This is a genomic window from Streptomyces sp. NBC_01520 (genome assembly GCF_045040375.1).
Classification (GTDB): Bacteria; Actinomycetota; Actinomycetes; order Streptomycetales; family Streptomycetaceae; genus Streptomyces.
Map to the genome: position 1 here is coordinate 3,111,926 of NZ_CP109404.1, position 17,712 is coordinate 3,129,637.

A 17,712-nucleotide genomic window follows, 5' to 3' on the forward strand; every position below is an offset into this window, starting at 1 on the left:
GACGGCGACCGACCGGCCCTCCCGGTACGTCTTGCTCAGGAACAGCGAAGCATGAGTGACGCATCGATTTCCGGCAGCCAAGATCCAGATGGCCGTTGCATCCATCCTTTTGTTGCAGCTAGTTCGACCGCCGCGGCGCGGAGCGCGGTCAGACCGGGATGGTCCGGCCCGGTCCGCCGCACCATCACCAGCGGGGACAACGGCACCGGTCGCACCAAGGGACGGACCACCGTGCCGGGAAGCGGAACGAAGTCCACGACGACCAGTACCGGGTTCCCGGACTTCGCCATCACCCGCTGGAATTCGGCCATGCCGACCGCCAGCGGAGCGGGTGGGGCCAGCACGATGCCCCACTCGCCGAACAACCGTGCGGCAAGATCTGTCCACTCCCGCGTGCGCGCATTGCCTGCCCCCGCGTAGACGGTTTCCCCGGACAGGTCGGCCAGGGCGACGACCTCACGCCCGGCGAGTGGATGACCGTGCGGCAGCAGGACGGCCATCGGCTCGTACCGCACAGGCTGTACCGAGAGCCGGGCGAGCACTCCCGGGTCGAGTCCGGCGGCCCGGCCGAAGGAGACGTCGAGGCGCCCGGCGAGCACCTCGTCGGCCGCCCAGGTCAGTCCGCTCTCGAATCGCGCCATCAGCTCGCACTCGGGTGCGAGCTCGCGCGCCCTGGCCAGCACCCGGGCCGCGGTCCCGCCGTCGGTGTTGACGTCGACGAGCAGCGGACGGGCGGCGGGGTCGGTGAAGGCCGCGGACAGCTCGGCATGCGCGGCGAGCACCTGCCGGGCGTACGGGAGGAGGCGTTCCCCGTCCGGGGTGAGCGACACCTGGCGGGTGGTGCGGACGAAGAGCTCCCTGCCGAGCTCGCGCTCCAGCCGGCGGATGTCCCGGCTCAGCGCCTGCTGCGCGACAAAGAGCCGGGCTGCGGCGCGGGTGAAGTGCAGCTCCTCGGCCACGGCCGTGAAGGCGCGCAGGAGCCGGGGATCGGTGGCGGAGGAGGAAGGCACGCGCCGAATTTACAACAAGGGTGCGTGAATCGGTGCGAAGCAGGTGTTGGACGGTACGGATCCCTCCCCCCGAGGCTGGACGCGTGCCTCATGAAGCCGCCCTCGTCCCCGCCACCACCACCGCGGGACCGTCCGCGGGCAACCCGTACCGCAGGCTGCTCGCCACTCCCGGCGCGCGCGCCTTCACCGCGGGCAATCTTCTCGCCCGGCTGCCCATGGGGATGTTCAGCGTCAGCGCCGTCATCATGATCGCCGGAGCGCACGGTTCGTACGCCCTCGCCGGTGCCGTCACCGCGACCGGCCTGGCCGCGACCGCCGTCGTCGCCCCCTGGACGGCCCGGCTCGTCGACCGGTACGGCCAGGCCCGGATCGCCGTGCCCGCCACCGCGATCGCCGTGCTCGGCTCGCTCGCCCTGCTGCTCTGCGTGCACTACGAGGCGCCGGTCTGGACGCTCTTCGCCGCTCACGCCGCCACGGCCACCACCCCGAACACCGGCGGGATGTCCCGGGCCCGCTGGGCGCATCTGCACCGCGGCGATCCGGCGGCCCTGCACACCGCGAACTCCTTCGAGCAGGCCGTCGACGAGCTCTGCTTCATGCTCGGCCCCGTGATCGCCGCCACCCTGTGCGGCACTCTGTTCCCCGAGGCCGGCACCCTCACCGGCGCGATCTTCCTGATGACCGGCGTCCTGGTCTTCGCCGCGCAACGGGCGACCGAGCCCCCGGTGTCCCCCCGCACCCGCGCGGCCTCCCCGCTGCGGACCCCCGGCATGCCCGCCCTGCTCGCCGCGTTCCTCGCGACGGGCGCGGTGTTCGGCGCCATGGAGGTCGTCTCGATCGCCCACGCCGGGGGTGCGGTCCTCGCCCTCCAGGCGGGCGGATCCTGCGTGGCCGGACTGCTCTACGGCTCGCTGCGCCCGTCCTCGGACGTCCGGCGCAGGCTGCTGTTCTGCCTGTCGGGGATGACCGCACTGATGTCCCTCCCGCTGATCGCCGCGGCCACGACCGATTCCCTGCTCGTCCTGGCGGGCTGCCTGCTGCTGGCGGGTGCGGCCACCGCGCCCACCATGGTCACCGGCATGACACTGGTGCAGCGCCTCACCCCTCAGGCGCAGCTCAACGAGGGCATGACGCTCGCGGTCACCGCGCTGCTGGGCGGAATAGCCGCAGGTTCGGCGGCCGGCGGCCGGCTGGTGGAAACCTCCGGAACGGTGACCGGCTATGCGGCACCGATGTGCGCGGCGGCTCTGGCCCTGGTCGTGGCGACGGTGGGTACACGCAGGGGCTGAACCCGGATCGCGTCCGGAAACAGAAAACAGAAAACAGAAAAAACGAGGACCCCGCTGCCAGGGGCAACGGGGTCCTCGTTCACATGGGAATTGTGGAGATGGCGGGAATCGAACCCGCGTCCAACGGTGCGGAACCAGGGCTTCTCCGAGTGCAGTTCGCTACGCTTTTCTCGGCCCCGGAGGTCACGCGAACAAGCCTCCGACAGGCCCAGTCACTGTTTGATTTCCTTCCAAGCCCCGTGACCGGGCTTAGAAGTTTAGATCCCTTAGTGATGCCAGGATCCGGGTCGGGATCACCCCCGGGCTGACACTCCGCAGAGTCTTCGCTTAGCTGCTAATTAGGCAGCGAGGGCGAAGGCGGAGGAATCGCGCTTGGAATTGGCGATTATTGTTTGCGACATATGGTTAACGAGATCATTGTCGCTTCCTCGACTCGCTTCCCCTGCCTCGACATCCGCTGTCGAAACCGATCATCCCCATGTTGTTTTTTCAAATGCGCGCACCTTCTGTGAGGTGCACGGCCCATCGTACGTGACCGACGCGCGCCGGGGCCACCCTATTACGGCAGCTCCGGGGCGGGACCCCGTACTACGCGCTCCGCTGGCGCCGGCGGGCCGCGGAGATCGCGCGGTTCGTCTCCCGCGTGTCCTGCTTCTCCCGCAGCGTCTGGCGCTTGTCGTACTCCTTCTTGCCCTTGGCGAGCGCGATCTCGACCTTGACCCGGCCGTCCTTGAAGTACAGCGCGAGGGGCACGATGGTGTGGCCCGTCTCCTGCGTCTTCGACGCGAGCTTGTCGATCTCGGCCCGGTGCAGCAGCAGCTTGCGCTTCCGCTTGGCGGCGTGGTTGGTCCAGGTTCCCTGCACGTACTCCGGGACATGGATGTTGTGCAGCCACGCCTCGTTGCCGTCGATCTGGACGAAACCGTCCACCAGGGAGGCCCGGCCCATCCGCAGCGACTTGACCTCGGTACCCATGAGCACGAGGCCGCACTCGTAGGTGTCGATGATGAGGTAGTCGTGCCGCGCCTTCTTGTTCTGCGCGATCATCTTGCGCCCTGTGTCTTTTTCCTTGGCCATAGTGCGGTCATTTTCGCACTACGACCCACCCCCGAGGCCAATCAATACTGTCTCGGCCCGCTGCTGCGCCTCCGGACCCGCCCTGACGTCCGGTGTGATGCCCTGCCCCTCGACGCTGCGGCCCGCCGGAGTGCGGTAGTGCCCGACGGTCAGCTCGGCCACCGAGCCGCCGGGGAGCTTGCTGGGCATCTGCACGGAGCCCTTGCCGAAGGTGCGCGATCCGACGGTGACGGCCCGCCCCCGGTCCTGCAGCGCACCGGTCAGCAGCTCGGCGGCGCTCATCGTCCCGCCGTCCACCAGGACGACCACGGGCCGGCCGGTGTCGCCGCCGGGATCGGCGTAGAGGGCCCGCTGGTCGCCGTGCACGTCGTAGGTGGCGACCAGGCCGCCGTCCAGGAAGGCGGAGGAGGCGGTGACGGCCTCGGTGACGAGGCCGCCCGCGTTGGCCCGGAGGTCCAGGAGGATCCCGGCGTCCCGGGGAGCGGCGTCCACGGCGTCACGGACGGCGGTGCCCGTGCCCTTGGTGAAGGCGGCGACCTTGATCAGTACGGCGGCGGAGGGATCGTCGCCCAGCCGTCGTACGGTGACCGCCTCGGTGCTGAGCCGGGCCCGCCGCAGGGTCACGGTCCATGCCCGGTCGCCGCGCCGGAGCCCGAGGACGACCGGGGTGCCCTCGGCCGCTCCCGTACGGTCGCCGCGCAGCAGCGCGACCACCTCGGCCACGGGGCGCTCGCCGACCGGGCGGCCGTCGACCGAGCGCAGCCGGTCGCCCTCACGCACACCCGCCAGGTCCGCGGGGCCGCCGGTCTGGACACCGGTCACGGTGATCACTCCGCGGGCGGAGCGGCGCGCGGAGATGCCCACCCCGGTGTACGAGCCGTCGAGGGCCTGCTCGAAGTCCTTGTACTCCCGCTCGTCGTAGACCGCGCCCCAGCGGTCCCCGCTGCGGCTGACGACCTCCTCGGCGGCGGCCGTGCCGGACTTCCCGTCGGCCTCCGCGTCCGCCGCGGCGTCCGCGATCTCCTCACCGTCCACGGAGCCGACGGTGGCGGAGACGGAACGGGTCTTTATCGCCGCGCTCGTGTCGTCCTCGCGGGGCAGGGAACCGGTGGCCGCGGCGGTGGCCAGCACGCTCGCGAAAACCAATGTCAGGGCCGCCCCGCGGTAGACACCGCGGGGCCCCCGAAGGTGCGTGAGGCCCGGCATGGCGACGAGTCTAGGACAACGCCCCGACGGCACACGGCTCGTTGGCCGCATGCCGCACGGGGCGCTCGTCACACCTTCAGGTACTTGCGCAACGCGAACAGAGCGGCAACTGCGGGCATCAGCAACCCGATCGCGAGGACCAGCGGAAGCTTGGTGATCACCGCTTCCCAGCCGATGAAGTCGATCAGATTCAGCTTCTCCTGGAGCTCGAGACCGCCGTCGATCAGGAAGTACCGGCCGGCCAGCAGAATCACGCAGGCGAGCAGTCCGCCGATCAGACCGGCGAAGGCGGCCTCCATGATGAACGGCATCTGGATGTAGAAGCCGGACGCGCCCACCAGCCGCATGATGCCCGTCTCCCGTCTCCGGCTGAACGCCGAGACGCGGACGGTGTTCACGATGAGCATCAGCGCGATGACCAGCATCAGCGCCATCAGGAAGATCGCGGCCACGTTCATGCCGTTCATCAGCTCGAAGAGGTTGTCCAGGATGCTCCGCTGGTCCTGGACGGACTGCACCCCGTCACGGCCCGCGAAGGCCGTCGCGACGACCTTGTACTTCTGTGGGTCGTGGAGTTTGACGCGGAACGACTCCTGCATCTGGTCCGGCGTGATGTTGCCGGCCATCGGCGAGTCGCCGAACTGCTCCTGGTAGTGCTTGTACGCCTCGTCGACCGTCTCGAAGGCGACGGTGTCGACGGCGTCCATCTTCTTGAGATCGCCCTCGATCTCCTTCTTCTGCTGCTCGGTGACGGCACCCTTGGCGCACTTGGGCACGTCCTTGGCGTCGTTCTTGTTGCAGAGGAAGATCGAGACGTTGACCTTGTCGTACCAGTAGGTCTTCATCGAGCTGACCTGCTCGCGCATCAACAGCGCACCGCCGAACAGGGCGAGCGAGAGGGCGACGGAGACCACGACCGCGAAGGTCATCGTGAGGTTGCGACGAAGACCGACGCCGATCTCCGACAGGACGAACTGGGCGCGCATGGCGTCCTTTCAGTACTCGATGCTCGTGCAGGTGCCCAAAGGGCCGGCAACCGCCGGCCCCTCTCAGTGCTGGTAGCCGTAGACGCCGCGCGCCTGGTCACGTACGAGACGGCCCTGCTCGAGCTCGATGACGCGCTTGCGCATCTGGTCGACGATGTTCTGGTCGTGGGTCGCCATGATCACGGTGGTGCCGGTCCGGTTGATCCGGTCCAGCAGCTTCATGATGCCCACGGAGGTCTGCGGGTCGAGGTTGCCGGTCGGCTCGTCCGCGATCAGCAGCATGGGGCGGTTGACGAACGCGCGGGCGATCGCGACGCGTTGCTGCTCACCGCCGGAGAGCTCGCCGGGCATGCGGTCCTCCTTGCCCCCGAGACCGACGAGGTCGAGCACCTGCGGAACGGCCTTGCGGATCTCACCGCGCGGCTTGCCGATGACCTCCTGCGCGAAGGCCACGTTCTCGGCGACGGTCTTGTTGGGCAGCAGGCGGAAGTCCTGGAAGACCGTGCCCAGCTGGCGGCGCATCTGCGGCACCTTCCAGTTGGACAGCCGCGCAAGGTCCTTGCCGAGCACATGGACCATGCCCTGACTGGCGCGCTCCTCACGGAGGATGAGCCGCATGAAGGTGGACTTGCCGGAGCCGGAGGAGCCCACCAGGAAGACGAACTCGCCCTTCTCGATGTCGAGTGAGACGTCCCGGAGAGCTGGACGGCTCTGCTTCGGGTAGGTCTTGGAGACGTTGTCGAATCGGATCACGGATGCACCACGGTCGGCCGGGAGTAGGTGTGCGTGACCATACGCGAACCGGGCTGACGCGTGCAGTCGGCGTCCTTCGATGAGGGATTTGTGACGGAACGCGACAGGGAACGAAACGGGGCGTGCCGGACCTTGTACGGCGGGCCGCGCCGAAATCCGCCCGAGCTGGCACAGTGGTAGGGGGAACGGTCACGTTTCCCTGAGCGTTGTGCGGAGAGAGTGTGTGATGCGGCTCCGCCGCGCGGGAGGAGGAAAGCGCATGACCTATGACCGACTGGTGTGCGCGAACTGCGCGGCGCCCGTGAGTGAGGGACGCTGCCGGGTGTGCCGGGCGAGCCGGGAGCGGATGCAGGACCAGGGACCGTTCGCGGGGCTGAATCCGGCGATGCTGATAGCTCTGATGGTGATCCTGGTGGCCGCTCTGGCGTTGCTGGCGCACCAGGCCGTCTGACCGGGCCGGTGCGCGCCGCCCGATGCGGCTGAGACGTGCGTGTACGGGCCGCTGGAGCGGTTCCGGTACGCGGAAGGGCCCGGGAGGCCGTGACGGCCTCCCGGGCCCTTCTCCGTGCGCGTACGGCCTTTAGGCGACCGTACGACCGCCGCCGACCAGACGCGGCAGCATGCGGAAGCCGATGCCACCGGCGATCATCGTCGCGGCGCCGACCAGCAGGAACGTGGTCTCGGCCGCACCGGTCTCGGCGAGCTCGTCCTTGCCCTGGCCCTGCTCGACCGGCTGGTTGCCGACGCTGTCGGTGTCGGTGTTGTCGGCGCACGCGGCACCGTCGAGGTCGACGGTGCAGGTACCGGCACCATCGGTGTCACCGGTCGCGGAACCGGTCGACCCGGTGTCACCACCGGTCGACCCACCATTGCCGGTCGACCCACCGTTGCCGGTCGACCCACCGTTGCCGGTCGACCCACCGTTGCCGGTGGTCCCGCCGTTGCCGGTGGTCCCGCCGTCCGTGCCACCGTCCGTACCGCCGTCAGCGCCACCATCGGCACCGCCGTCCACGCCACCGTCGGCACCGCCGTCGACGCCACCATCGGCACCGCCGTCCACGCCACCGTCAGCACCACCATCGGCACCACCATCGGCACCGCCGTCAGCACCGCCGTCAGCACCACCATCGGCACCGCCATCAGCGCCACCATCGGCGGAACCGCCGTCTGCACCACCATCGGCACCGCCGTCAGCACCGCCGTCTGCGCCACCATCGGCACCGCCGTCAGCGCCACCATCGGCACCGCCGTCAGCGCCACCATCGGCGGAACCGCCGTCTGCGCCCGCGTCGACTCCGCCGAGGAGGCCGCCATCGGCCTCCCCGCCGGTCTTCACCTGGGCGCTGAGCCCGGTCTCGTCGGCGTCCACACCGATGCCGATACCGAGGCCGGCGGCCTGCGCGGCGCCCGCGACGGTGAGCGAGGCACCCGCGGCGATAACCGCACCAGCGGCTATCCGCGCGACGCGGATTCGCGTCTTCTTCGTCATCTGTTGCTACCCCCAGTAGCTGATCTCGTCAAAGGAGCAGCCATATGCGGTCCACGGCCCTGCGGGGTCACTCTCTGCAGGGCCACGCCGTACCGTGGTCATCCCGCCCGCCCCCGATCACACCTGTCCCAGACATACACATGCTGCTCCAGCACCCTGTCCAGAGTTAAGGATTACGTCAAGGCCGTTGCGGGGCATACGCGTCGCTATGGGTGTTCTTGACGGCTATTCGGAACCACGACTGTGACGCATTCACCACACGGTCGCCCCAACTGCCCTGTGCGCGGCGGGACAAGAGAAGGGCCCGGGCAGAATTCCCTGCCCGGGCCCGACTGCCGTACGGGGACGGCTACTTCTCGCTCTGCTTGCGCCAGCGGATACCGGCCTCGACGAAACCGTCGATCTCGCCGTTGAACACCGCCTCCGGGTTGCCCATCTCGAAGTCCGTACGGAGGTCCTTGACCATCTGGTACGGGTGCAGGACGTACGAACGCATCTGGTTGCCCCAGGAGTTGCCGCCGTCGCCCTTGAGCGCGTTCATCTTCGCCTGCTCCTCCTGGCGGCGGCGCTCAAGGAGCTTCGCCTGGAGGACGTTCATCGCGGACGCCTTGTTCTGGATCTGCGAGCGCTCGTTCTGGCAGGAGACGACGATGCCGGTGGGCAGGTGGGTCAGGCGCACCGCGGAGTCCGTGGTGTTGACGCCCTGGCCGCCGGGGCCCGAGGAGCGGTACACGTCGACGCGGAGCTCGGACTCGTCGATCTCGACGTGGTCCGTCTGCTCGACCACGGGCAGCACCTCGACACCCGCGAAGGACGTCTGGCGGCGGCCCTGGTTGTCGAAGGGCGAGATCCGGACGAGCCGGTGGGTGCCCTGCTCGACGGAGAGAGTGCCGTAGGCGTACGGGACCTCGACGGCGAAGGTGGTCGACTTGATGCCGGCCTCTTCGGCGTACGCCGTCTCGTAGACCTCGGTCTTGTAGTTGTGCCGCTCGGCCCAGCGGAGGTACATGCGCTGGAGCTTCTCGGCGAAGTCCGCGGCGTCGACGCCACCGGCCTCGGCGCGGATGGTGACCAGGGCCTCGCGCGCGTCGTACTCGCCGGAGAGGAGCGTGCGGACCTCCATCTCGTCCAGCGCCTTGCGGACCGACTCCAGCTCGGACTCGGCCTCGGCCAGCGCGTCGGCGTCACCCTCGTCCTCGGCGAGCTCGAAGAGGATGGAGAGGTCGTCGATACGGCCGCGCAGGGCCTCGGCCTTGCGGACCTCGGCCTGGAGGTGCGAAAGCTTGCTGGTGATCTTCTGGGCCGCCTCCGGGTCGTCCCAGAGGGACGGCGCCGCCGCCTGCTCCTCGAGCGCGGCGACATCGGCCCTCAGCGCATCCAGGTCCAGGACGGCCTCGATCGACCCCATGGTCGAGGAGAGGGACTTCAGCTCTTCGGAAATATCGACGACTGCCACGGGTCCAGCGTAACGGCTGGACGGGTGAACCTGCCCCTCCCCCGGATCCGGGCGGCGTCCGGGCGGTCCTCAGGGCGCCGACGGCGCCGAATTCTTCGTGTCCTGGGGGGTGGCGCCCGCATCGTCGCCGCTCGTCGCGAGCCAGCCGCCCACACCTATGGCCGCGCAGAGGACGACCGCCGCCGCACCGAGCGTGATCCGGCGCTTGCGGACGGCCGCGGACTTGTTGCGGGCGGAGCCGGGTCGCGGACGTCCGGGAGCCCGTGGGGCACGTGCGGTGCCCAGGGGGCCACCGGCCAGCTCGTCGGGGGCCGGGACGCGCATGCTCGTATGGGTGTCCCGGTTGGAGTCCGGGGAGGAAGAGGGGACCAGCGGGACCGCGCCGCGCCGGCGGGGCTCCTCGGGGGCCGGGGTGTACTGCTGCTCGTCGTACGCCTGCGGATCGGCCTCGGTATCCGGCTCGTCGACGTCGAGCGGGGGTATCCCGGACAGGAGCGGCAGCAGCTCGCGCAGGCGGGTGGCCAGCTCCGAGGCGCGGAGCCGGGAGGCCGGCGCCTTGGCCAGGCACTGGACCAGGAGCTGCCAGAGCTCCTCGGGAATGCCCGGGAGGGGGACGACCGTCTCGGTGACGTGGCGGCGCAGCACCGCACCGGGGTGGCCGCCGCCGAAGGGCGTGAAACCCGCGAGGAGCTCGTACAGCACCGTCGCGAGGGCGTAGATGTCCACGGCGGCGCGCGGCGGGAGGCCCTCGACTATCTCGGGGGCCAGGTAGTCCGGGGTACCGATGATCTTGGTGGCCTTGGTGCGGCGCGGGGTGTCGATCAGCTTGGCGACGCCGAAGTCCGTGAGCAGGGCCGGGTGCGAGCCGCCGGGCCCCAGGGGGCCCTCCATGTCGAGCAGGATGTTCTCCGGCTTGACGTCGCGGTGGACCACACCGGCACGGTGCGCGGCGGCGAGGCCGTCGGCGACGTCGGCGATGATCGCCGCGGCGGCCTCGGGCGCCAGGCGGCGTTCCCGGTCGAGCCGGGTGCGCAGGTCGGTGCCCCGCACGAGGTCCATGACGAGCGCCAGGTCGGTGCCGTCCACCACGAGGTCGCGGACGGCGACGACATGCGGATGGTCGAGCCCGAGCAGGGCGGTGCGCTCCTGCACGAAGCGGCCCACGAGCTCCTGGTCGGACGCGAGGTCCTCGCGGAGCAGCTTGATGGCGACGGGACCCTCGGGCCCCTCGCCGAGCCACACCGTGCCGGCGCTGCCGCGCCCCAGGATCTGGTGGGCGGTGTACCGGCTGCCGATATTCCGTGCCAAGACTGCTCCCTCAGCGGCTGGCGTTGACCCCCGGCGACAAAGTTACGCGGCGATCGGGGTGTTGCGTGCCCCGGACGGCGCCAACCTTCACTTCTGCGGGCGAATTGGCCCGCAGAAGTCGACAAAGGCACAGAGTGGCCGGCTTACTGCCCGGTCAGGTCGCCGGACCGCTGCCGCCGAGGTCCTCGAACCACTGCGTGACCGAGGAGATCCCGTCCCCTATGGCCTCCCAGTAGCCCTTGCCCTGGGCGACCCAGTCCTGGAGAGGTGTCAGCTCCCAGATCAGCCAGCTGGCGACGACCAGCAGCAGCACCGTGAACAGACATCCCTTGAGGCAGCCGAGGCCGGGGATGTGCATCGGGTTGGAGCTGCGCTGCCGGGGCTGGCGCGGGGCCGGCTGCTGGGGTGCCGGCTGCTGCGGAGGCGCGTACTGCTGCCGCTGAGGCTGGTGTTGCGGCTGGTGTTGCTGCGGCTGGTAGCGCTGGGGCTGCTGCTGCGGGTACTGCTGGGCGCGCTGGGGCTGCGGCTGTTGGGGCTGCGGGCGCTGCTGCCGCTGCGGAGGCTGCCGGTCCTGCTGCGGGGGCTGCTGCTGGCGCTGCGGGCGCCGGCGCAGCGGGTCCTGGCTCGGGTCGAGGTACTGGACCTGCGTCTGCTCGTTGCGGTCGCGGGCCGCCTGGAGCTGGGACTGCCAGGGGTGCGGCTCGTCGGGGCGCGGCGGGCCGTCGGGGCGGGGCGGCACGGGCGGCATGACCGAGGTCGGGTCCGCGTGGCCGCCCGGGGTCTGCCGCATCACGCTGGTCGCGGCCGACGGGTCGTAGGAGCCGGCGTTGCTCGGCAGCACCTGGGTCGGGTCGGCCGCGCCGGGGGTCTCCGGTACGGCGGCGGGCGCCGGGTCCGGTGCGAGCAGGGCGCCCACGCCCTCGGCGGCGGCGATCTGCGCCGAGTTCGCGTGCACCCCGATGCCCGCGCCGACGGTACGCAGCGCACGGGCCAGGTTCACGGCGCTGGGCCGCTGGTCCGGGTCCTTGCGCAGGCAGCGCTCTATGACCGTCCACAGCGGTTCGGGGACGGTGGTGGGGCGCCGGGGCTCCTCGCTGAGGTGCCGGTGCAGGACTTCCAGGGCGGTGCCCCCGGCGAACGGCGGGCGGCCCGTGACCAGCTCGTACAGCAGGATGCCCGCGCCGTAGATGTCCACGGCGGAGGTCTGCGGACGGCCCTCGGCCGACTCGGGCGCCACGTAGGCGGGCGTGCCGACGAACTCATGGGTCCGGGTCAGCCCCGGGGAGTCCGCGAGGCGCGCGATGCCGAAGTCGGTGAGCATCGGGTGCATCTCGCCGTTGCGCTCGTCGAGCAGCACGTTGGCGGGCTTCAGGTCGCGGTGGACGACGCCGTCGGCATGGCTGGCCGCGAGCGCGTCCGCGATCTGGGCGGTCAGCAACGAGGCGGCGACCGGAGTGAGCGCGCCGTTCTCTCGGAGGTAGCGGTGCAGGTCGGGACCGTCGACGAGGTCCATCACGAGGGCGAGGAGATCCCCCTCGACGACGAGGTCCCGGGTGCGCACGATGTTCGCGTGGGTGAGCCGCAGGAGCACGGAGCGCTCGCGCAGGAACCGCATCACGACATCCGCGTCGTTGGCGAGCTCCTCCTTGAGCACCTTGATCGCGACGGTCTCGCCGGGCTGCCCGGCGACGGCCGCCTCGGCGCCCGCGGTCTCCCGCTGGCGGGCACGCCAGACGGTGCCCGTGGCGCCGCGTCCGAGCGGCTCCTCGAGCAGGTACTTGCTGCCTACGGGCCGCACGTCATGCGCTCCCTGCTGATCGTTGTGCACGCGGTCCCCCCGGCCCGCCCGGATGTTCCGGCCCACTCTAGTGCCGCCGTACGGGGCACCGGCCGGTCGTTCTCAGGTCGTGTTGCCACTGCGCGCCGCCGCCCTGTCCGAGGGAGGACGCTCACGCCGAAGGGTTGGTTGCGGAACGAGTGTGCAGCACTCCCCGTTCAGGACCAAGCAGGAACTTTTGCACTCACAGTCGGCCATTCAAGATCACTAAGCGGTCACCCCCGGGCGTGTTGTCAGTGGCAGGTGCGAGGATGCCTCCAGCACGGAACTACGAGGTCGGCAACCTCGTGCTCCGTGACGACCTGTACCGGACGACGCGTCCGTGCCGGGTGGGGGGAATCACAGGGCATTTCCCCTGCCGGGCGCCGGGCGCCCCGCGCAGAAGGGACCGCTGACGGCGATGCAGATCCGGCTGACCGTCCTCGCGCCGCGCAGCGGCCAGACCCCGGCGCGCACCTGCGACGTGCTCGTCACCGCTCCGGCGGGAACCGCCCTCTCGGCCGTCTCCTCGCATCTGGCCGCGGCGGTGACCGGCCCCGAAGGCTCCCTCGGCGGCGGCGCCGTCGTGCTGTACGCCGGGCGCGACCGCCTCGACCCGCAGCGCTGCTCCCTCGGTGAGCCGCCCCTGGTGGACGGCGCGGTGCTCTCTCTCCAGCTGCCCGGTGAGGACGAGGCGGCGGACGACGCCGTCCCTGCGCGGCTTCACGTGATCGCGGGTCCCGACGCCGGCGGCGTCCATCTGCTGCACGGCGGGCAGATCCGCATCGGCCGCTCCGCCGAGGCGGACGTCCCGCTCGACGACCCGGACGTGTCCCGGCTGCACTGCGCGGTCACGGTCTCCGAGGACGGCCGGGTGTCGGTCGCCGACCTGGGCTCCACCAACGGCACCTCGCTGGACGGTACGGAGATCGGCGACCGCCCGGTCCGGCTGACCCCTGGCGCCCTGCTGCGCCTGGGCGAGTCGACGCTCCGGCTGACGACGGGCACCCGTACGCCCTCGCTCCCGACGGCACCCGACGGCGAGGGCCATCTGCGGGTCGCCCGGGCGGACGTCACGGACACCCCCGGGACGGATCCGGACGAAGGCGCGCGGGAGTACGGCGACGACCGGGCCGGCGGGCGGCACAGCCATGCCTACAGCCGGGCGGCCACCGGCCACGATCCGTACGACGACGGGCCCGCCGGACACGGCGAGCACCGCGGCGGGCCCGACGGACCACGGCCGCAGGTCACCCACGTACGCGGCACCGGCCCCACCGACGGCGAGACGCCGCGGCGCGGCGGCATAGGCGCCTGGGCACGGCGCCTGGCTGGCGGCAAGGGGGAGCCGGAGCCCGCGGGAGAGGCCGAAACCGACACCTCGCCCTCCTTCACCGCCCCCTCCCTCCCGGCTCCTTCGCCCTCCGCCCCCGCCGGGACCTGGCCGGATCCCGCCACCGTGCTCCTCACGGCGCTCGGCCCCGGCCCCCGGCTGTGGGAGCGCGACACCACGCACCCGGAGGCCCTCGTCGTACGGCTGGGCACGACGGAGCGGGCCGCCCTGTCCGCCGTTCCGGTCACCGTGGGGCTGCGGGAGGCCGGTTCGCTCGGTCTCGCCGGGCCCCGGGCACGGCTGTCCGGACTGGCCCGCTCGACGGTGGCGCAGCTCGCCGCGCTGCACTCCCCGTTCGACCTGGAGATCGTGCTGATCAGCACGGACCGGGCCCGCAGCACCGAGGAGCGGCGGCGCGAGTGGTCCTGGCTCGGGTGGCTGCCGCATCTGCGGCCCATGCACGGCCAGGACTGCAGGCTGCTCCTGGCGTACGACCGCGAGCAGGCGGACGCCCGCGCGGCGGAGCTGGTGCGGCGCCTGGAGGAGGGGCCGCTGGGCTCCGGCTGGGCGAGCGCCGACCGGGCCTCGGTGACCGAGGCCGCCCACCGGCACGCGGGTCCCCACACGGTGGTGATCCTGGACGGCGACCCCGGTTCCGCGGCCCTGCGCGAGACCACGGCGGCCCTGGCCGGCGCGGGAGCGGCGGCCGGTATCCACCTCATCTGCCTGGCCGAGACCCCGGCCGCCTCGCCCACGTCCCCGGTCGCCGCGACCTACGACAGCGCGTGCCGGGCCTCGATCGCCTTCCGTGAGTGCGGGGCGGTCGCGATGCTGAGCGGCGATGTGGCGACCGCCCTGCGGCTGCTGCGCACGGCGGGCGGCCGGACCGCCGGGCACGGCACCGTCGCCGCGGTGGACGCGGTGTCGGCGGCATGGGCCGAGCGGTTCGCGCGCGCCCTGGCCCCGTTGCGGGAGGAGGGCTCCGCGGCCCTGTCCGGCAGACCCATGGCCGCGGCCCTGCCCCCGTCCGCCCGGCTGCTGGACGAGCTGGGCCTGGCCAGAGCCACCCCGGCCTCCCTGATGGCCCGTTGGGCGTCCACGGCGGAGGACCAGCCGGGTGCCACGGTGCGCACGGCGGCCCCGGCCGGCGCGGACCTCGACACGGCGAATTCCGGCCGCACCCTGAGCACCGGCCCCCGGGTGGGCCAGCAGCGCGAGGCCCCCGAACCGGGGCGTACGCCGTTCCGGAGCGGCGGACCCACCAGCTGGGGTTCGGGCCGCTCCCCCTACGCCCCGGCGGGCACGGTGCCCGCCCAGCGGCGCGATGCGCCGGCCGCCGCACCCGCTGCCTCCGGCTACGCGGGACGCCCGGTGCTCGTGCTCGGCGCCGGCCCTCATGGCCCCCTGTCCGTCGATCTGGCCGACGAGGGACCGCACCTGCTGATCGAGGGACCGGCGGGCAGCGGCCGTACGGAGCTGCTGCGGGCGGTAGCCGCCTCGCTGGCCGCCGCCGCCCGGCCCGACCGGCTCGGCATCCTGCTGATCGACGGTGCCGGTGGTGAGCGCGGGGAACGCGGCGAGGGGCTGCGCCCCTGCACGGAACTGCCGCACGTCTTCACACATCTGGTCGCCTCCGACCCCGTACGGATGCGGGAGTTCGCCCAGGCGCTCGGCGGTGAGCTGAAGCGCCGCGCGGAGCTGCTCGGACAGCTGGACTTCACCGAATGGCACACGCGGTACGAGGAATCGCGGACGCTCACCGGAAGGCGCCCCTCCGGCGCCGCCGAACAGCGCGGCGACATCGAGTCCCCCGCCAGCGGCACCCTGCGGCTGCGCCCCGCGGCGGCCCGGTCCATGGACCCCGGCCCCTCCCCGCTGCCCCGGCTCGTCGTCCTGGCCGACGACTTCGACGCCCTGGTCGCCCCGGCTCTCGGCAGCCCGGGCCGCCCGTCCGCCGGGTCCGTCGTGCGCGTGCTGGAGGCCGTGGCCAGGGACGGCGGACGGCTCGGCGTCCATCTGGTCGCCACCTCCGCGCGCCCGGACCGCACCGAGGACACGGAGCTGGCGCGCGGGGCCCGGCTGCGCATCGTGCTCGACCCGCCCGTCGTACCGCCGTCACCGGACGAGGCCGCCCCGGGCCGCGGACGGCTGGGGCATCCGGACGGCCGGGTGACGCCGTTCCAGGGCGGCCGGGTCACCGGCCGCATCCCGCGCACGGCGACGCTGCGCCCCGTCGTCGTCCCGCTGGAGTGGGAGCGGATGGGCGATCCGCCGGCCCGCCGGCAGGTCCGTGAGCTGGGCAACGGACCCACCGACCTCGCTCTTCTGGCCAGCGCCCTGGAGCGGGCGGCGCGCTCGGTGAACGCCGAGCGGCTCCCCCCGTTGCCCCCTTCCCACTCGTGAACTTCGTCCCGTCTCCACAGTTTTGACACGACGTCACGAGCCGATCACGATCTCTACGCTGAAGGCCGTACCGGTATTGCGGCACCCGTGGACCCGGCGTAGGACTGTGCGCACGGACGACGAGTTGAACCGCACCATGCGAGTCGCGACCGGCACCCCGAGAGACGCACCGTGGGTCCCGGTCCACGCATGTGCACACAGAAGAGACGGGGCAGGGATGCGCACAACCCTTCGCATGCGTAGGGCCGCACTGGTGTTCACCGCGATCGGAGCGCTGGCACTCAGCGGCTGCGGTGGCGGCGAGGACGGCAAGGACACGAAGAGCGAGAAGTCCGGCTCGGGCAAGGACAGTCCGTCGAGCGTCACGCTGCCGAAACTGGACGGCGAGAAGATATCGGTCGCCGCGGTCTGGACAGGCCCCGAGCAGGCCAACTTCACCAAGGTGCTCGACGAGTTCGAGAAGCGCACGGGGGCCACGGTCACCTTCGTCCCGGCGCAGGACCCGATCGTCAACTTCCTCGGTACGAAGATAGCGGGGGGCCAGCCGCCGGACGTCGCGATGATCCCGCAGGTGGGCGCGATCCAGCAGGCCGTGGCCAAGAAGTGGGCCAAGCCGGTCGGCGCGGAGGCCAAGGCACAGCTCGGCCAGAACTACGCTCAGGTCTGGCAGGACCTCGGCGCGGTGGACGGCACCCAGTACGGCGTCTACTTCAAGGCCGCCAACAAGTCCCTGGTCTGGTACAACTCCCAGGCGTTCGAGAACGCGGGCGCGAGCGAGCCGAAGACCTGGAAGGACTTCATCGCCACGGCCGAGACGGTCTCCGCCTCCGGTGTCACCCCGGTGTCGGTCGCCGGCGCGGACGGCTGGACGCTCACCGACTGGTTCGAGAACATCTACCTCTCCCAGGCGGGCCCGGAGAAGTACGACCAGCTGGCCAAGCACGAGATCAAGTGGACGGACCCGTCCGTGAAGGACGCCCTCACCACCCTCGCCGAGCTCTTCGGCAAGCCGGAGCTCATCGCGGGCGGCGCGGACGGCGCCCTGCAGACCGAGTTCCCGACGTCCGTCACGCAGACGTTCACCGGGGGTGACCAGCCCAAGGGCGCCATGGTGTTCGAGGGTGACTTCGTCTCGATCAACATCGCGCAGACCAAGGCGAAGATCGGTACGGACGCCAAGGTGTTCCCGTTCCCGGCGGTCGGCGCGGACTCCCCCGTGGTGACGGGCGGCGACGCGGCCGTGGCGCTCAAGGACAGCAAGGGCGCCCAGGCGCTGCTGACCTGGCTCGCCTCGACCGACGCGGCGAAGATCTGGGCCGAGGAGGGCGGGTTCATCTCGCCCAACAAGTCGCTGGACGCGGCCGCGTACCCGAACGATGTGCAGCGCACCATGGCCGAGGCGCTGATCGCGGCCGGTGACGACGTCCGGTTCGACATGTCCGACCAGGCCCCGCAGTCGTTCGGCGGAACGCCCGGGAAGGGCGAGTGGAAGATCCTCCAGGACTTCCTGAAGAACCCGAAGGACATCGCGGGGGCCCAGACGAAGCTGGAGTCCGACGCGGCCGCGGCGTACAAGAGCTGACGGG

The 17,712-nt window shown here is 71.5% G+C and carries 13 protein-coding genes and 1 other RNA gene; 4 read left to right on the forward strand and 10 right to left on the reverse strand.

Going from position 1 to position 17,712, the window contains the following annotated elements:
- Positions 1–35 precede the first annotated feature (35 nt).
- The gene (locus OG524_RS14115; RefSeq protein WP_405390463.1) at positions 36–1,010 is read right to left on the reverse strand and encodes a LysR family transcriptional regulator; all 975 of its coding nucleotides are present in this window, start codon (positions 1,008–1,010) and stop codon (positions 36–38) included.
- Between the two features lie 83 nt (positions 1,011–1,093).
- Here OG524_RS14115 and OG524_RS14120 point away from each other — a divergent pair, with 83 nt between their 5' ends.
- Entirely contained in the window at positions 1,094–2,299 is a 1,206-nt protein-coding gene (locus OG524_RS14120) for an MFS transporter (protein WP_405810482.1), read from the forward strand.
- Positions 2,300–2,389: 90 nt separating this feature from the next.
- Here OG524_RS14120 and ssrA read toward each other — a convergent pair.
- From ssrA to ftsE, 5 genes are all read right to left on the reverse strand, one after another.
- Positions 2,390–2,777: a transfer-messenger RNA gene (gene ssrA, locus OG524_RS14125) on the reverse strand.
- Between the two features lie 110 nt (positions 2,778–2,887).
- Complete coding sequence (gene smpB / locus OG524_RS14130) at positions 2,888–3,376, reverse strand: SsrA-binding protein SmpB (RefSeq protein WP_384498990.1); 489 nt, start codon at positions 3,374–3,376, stop codon at positions 2,888–2,890.
- Between the two features lie 18 nt (positions 3,377–3,394).
- The gene (locus OG524_RS14135) at positions 3,395–4,582 is read right to left on the reverse strand and encodes a S41 family peptidase (RefSeq protein ID WP_405810484.1); all 1,188 of its coding nucleotides are present in this window, start codon (positions 4,580–4,582) and stop codon (positions 3,395–3,397) included.
- Positions 4,583–4,650: 68 nt separating this feature from the next.
- Complete coding sequence (ftsX, locus tag OG524_RS14140) at positions 4,651–5,568, reverse strand: permease-like cell division protein FtsX (protein ID WP_405390460.1); 918 nt, start codon at positions 5,566–5,568, stop codon at positions 4,651–4,653.
- Positions 5,569–5,631: 63 nt separating this feature from the next.
- On the reverse strand, positions 5,632–6,321 hold the full coding sequence (gene ftsE / locus OG524_RS14145) for a cell division ATP-binding protein FtsE (protein WP_014046319.1): 690 nt from the start codon (positions 6,319–6,321) through the stop codon (positions 5,632–5,634).
- Between the two features lie 259 nt (positions 6,322–6,580).
- Between ftsE and OG524_RS14150 the strand changes: the two genes are divergently transcribed.
- Positions 6,581–6,772 (forward strand): hypothetical protein, encoded by a 192-nt coding sequence (locus tag OG524_RS14150; RefSeq protein ID WP_405390459.1) that lies wholly within the window; start codon positions 6,581–6,583, stop codon positions 6,770–6,772.
- 129 nt (positions 6,773–6,901) lie between these two features.
- On the opposite strand, the gene OG524_RS14155 is transcribed toward OG524_RS14150, so the two are convergent.
- The 4 genes from OG524_RS14155 to OG524_RS14170 form a co-directional block, all read right to left on the reverse strand.
- Entirely contained in the window at positions 6,902–7,810 is a 909-nt protein-coding gene (locus tag OG524_RS14155) for a hypothetical protein (RefSeq protein ID WP_405390458.1), read from the reverse strand.
- A gap of 349 nt (positions 7,811–8,159) precedes the next feature.
- A complete protein-coding gene (gene prfB / locus OG524_RS14160; RefSeq protein ID WP_405390457.1) occupies positions 8,160–9,266 on the reverse strand; it encodes a peptide chain release factor 2 in 1,107 nt (368 codons plus the stop codon).
- A 69-nt stretch (positions 9,267–9,335) separates the two neighbouring features.
- Positions 9,336–10,574 carry a serine/threonine-protein kinase gene (locus OG524_RS14165; RefSeq protein ID WP_405390456.1) on the reverse strand — a complete coding sequence of 413 codons (1,239 nt, stop codon included), beginning with the start codon at positions 10,572–10,574 and terminating at the stop codon, positions 9,336–9,338.
- A gap of 154 nt (positions 10,575–10,728) precedes the next feature.
- Positions 10,729–12,372, reverse strand: coding sequence for a serine/threonine-protein kinase (locus OG524_RS14170; protein ID WP_405390455.1), 1,644 nt, complete (start codon positions 12,370–12,372; stop codon positions 10,729–10,731).
- 439 nt (positions 12,373–12,811) lie between these two features.
- Here OG524_RS14170 and OG524_RS14175 point away from each other — a divergent pair, with 439 nt between their 5' ends.
- Together OG524_RS14175 and OG524_RS14180 are read left to right on the forward strand one after the other, a co-directional pair.
- Positions 12,812–16,126, forward strand: coding sequence for an FHA domain-containing protein (locus tag OG524_RS14175; protein WP_405810488.1), 3,315 nt, complete (start codon positions 12,812–12,814; stop codon positions 16,124–16,126).
- A 217-nt stretch (positions 16,127–16,343) separates the two neighbouring features.
- Positions 16,344–17,708 (forward strand): ABC transporter substrate-binding protein, encoded by a 1,365-nt coding sequence (locus OG524_RS14180; RefSeq protein WP_405390453.1) that lies wholly within the window; start codon positions 16,344–16,346, stop codon positions 17,706–17,708.
- Positions 17,709–17,712 lie beyond the last annotated feature (4 nt).

Excerpts from the sequence above, each read along its gene's own strand:
- smpB (WP_384498990.1), bottom strand. The coding sequence starts at position 3,376 with ATGGCCAAGGAAAAAGACACAGGGCGCAAGATGATCGCGCAGAACAAG.
- OG524_RS14135 (WP_405810484.1), bottom strand. The coding sequence starts at position 4,582 with ATGCCGGGCCTCACGCACCTTCGGGGGCCCCGCGGTGTCTACCGCGGG.
- ftsX (WP_405390460.1), bottom strand. The coding sequence starts at position 5,568 with ATGCGCGCCCAGTTCGTCCTGTCGGAGATCGGCGTCGGTCTTCGTCGC.
- OG524_RS14150 (WP_405390459.1), top strand. The coding sequence starts at position 6,581 with ATGACCTATGACCGACTGGTGTGCGCGAACTGCGCGGCGCCCGTGAGT.
- OG524_RS14155 (WP_405390458.1), bottom strand. The coding sequence starts at position 7,810 with ATGACGAAGAAGACGCGAATCCGCGTCGCGCGGATAGCCGCTGGTGCG.
- OG524_RS14175 (WP_405810488.1), top strand. The coding sequence starts at position 12,812 with ATGCAGATCCGGCTGACCGTCCTCGCGCCGCGCAGCGGCCAGACCCCG.
- OG524_RS14180 (WP_405390453.1), top strand. The coding sequence starts at position 16,344 with ATGCGCACAACCCTTCGCATGCGTAGGGCCGCACTGGTGTTCACCGCG.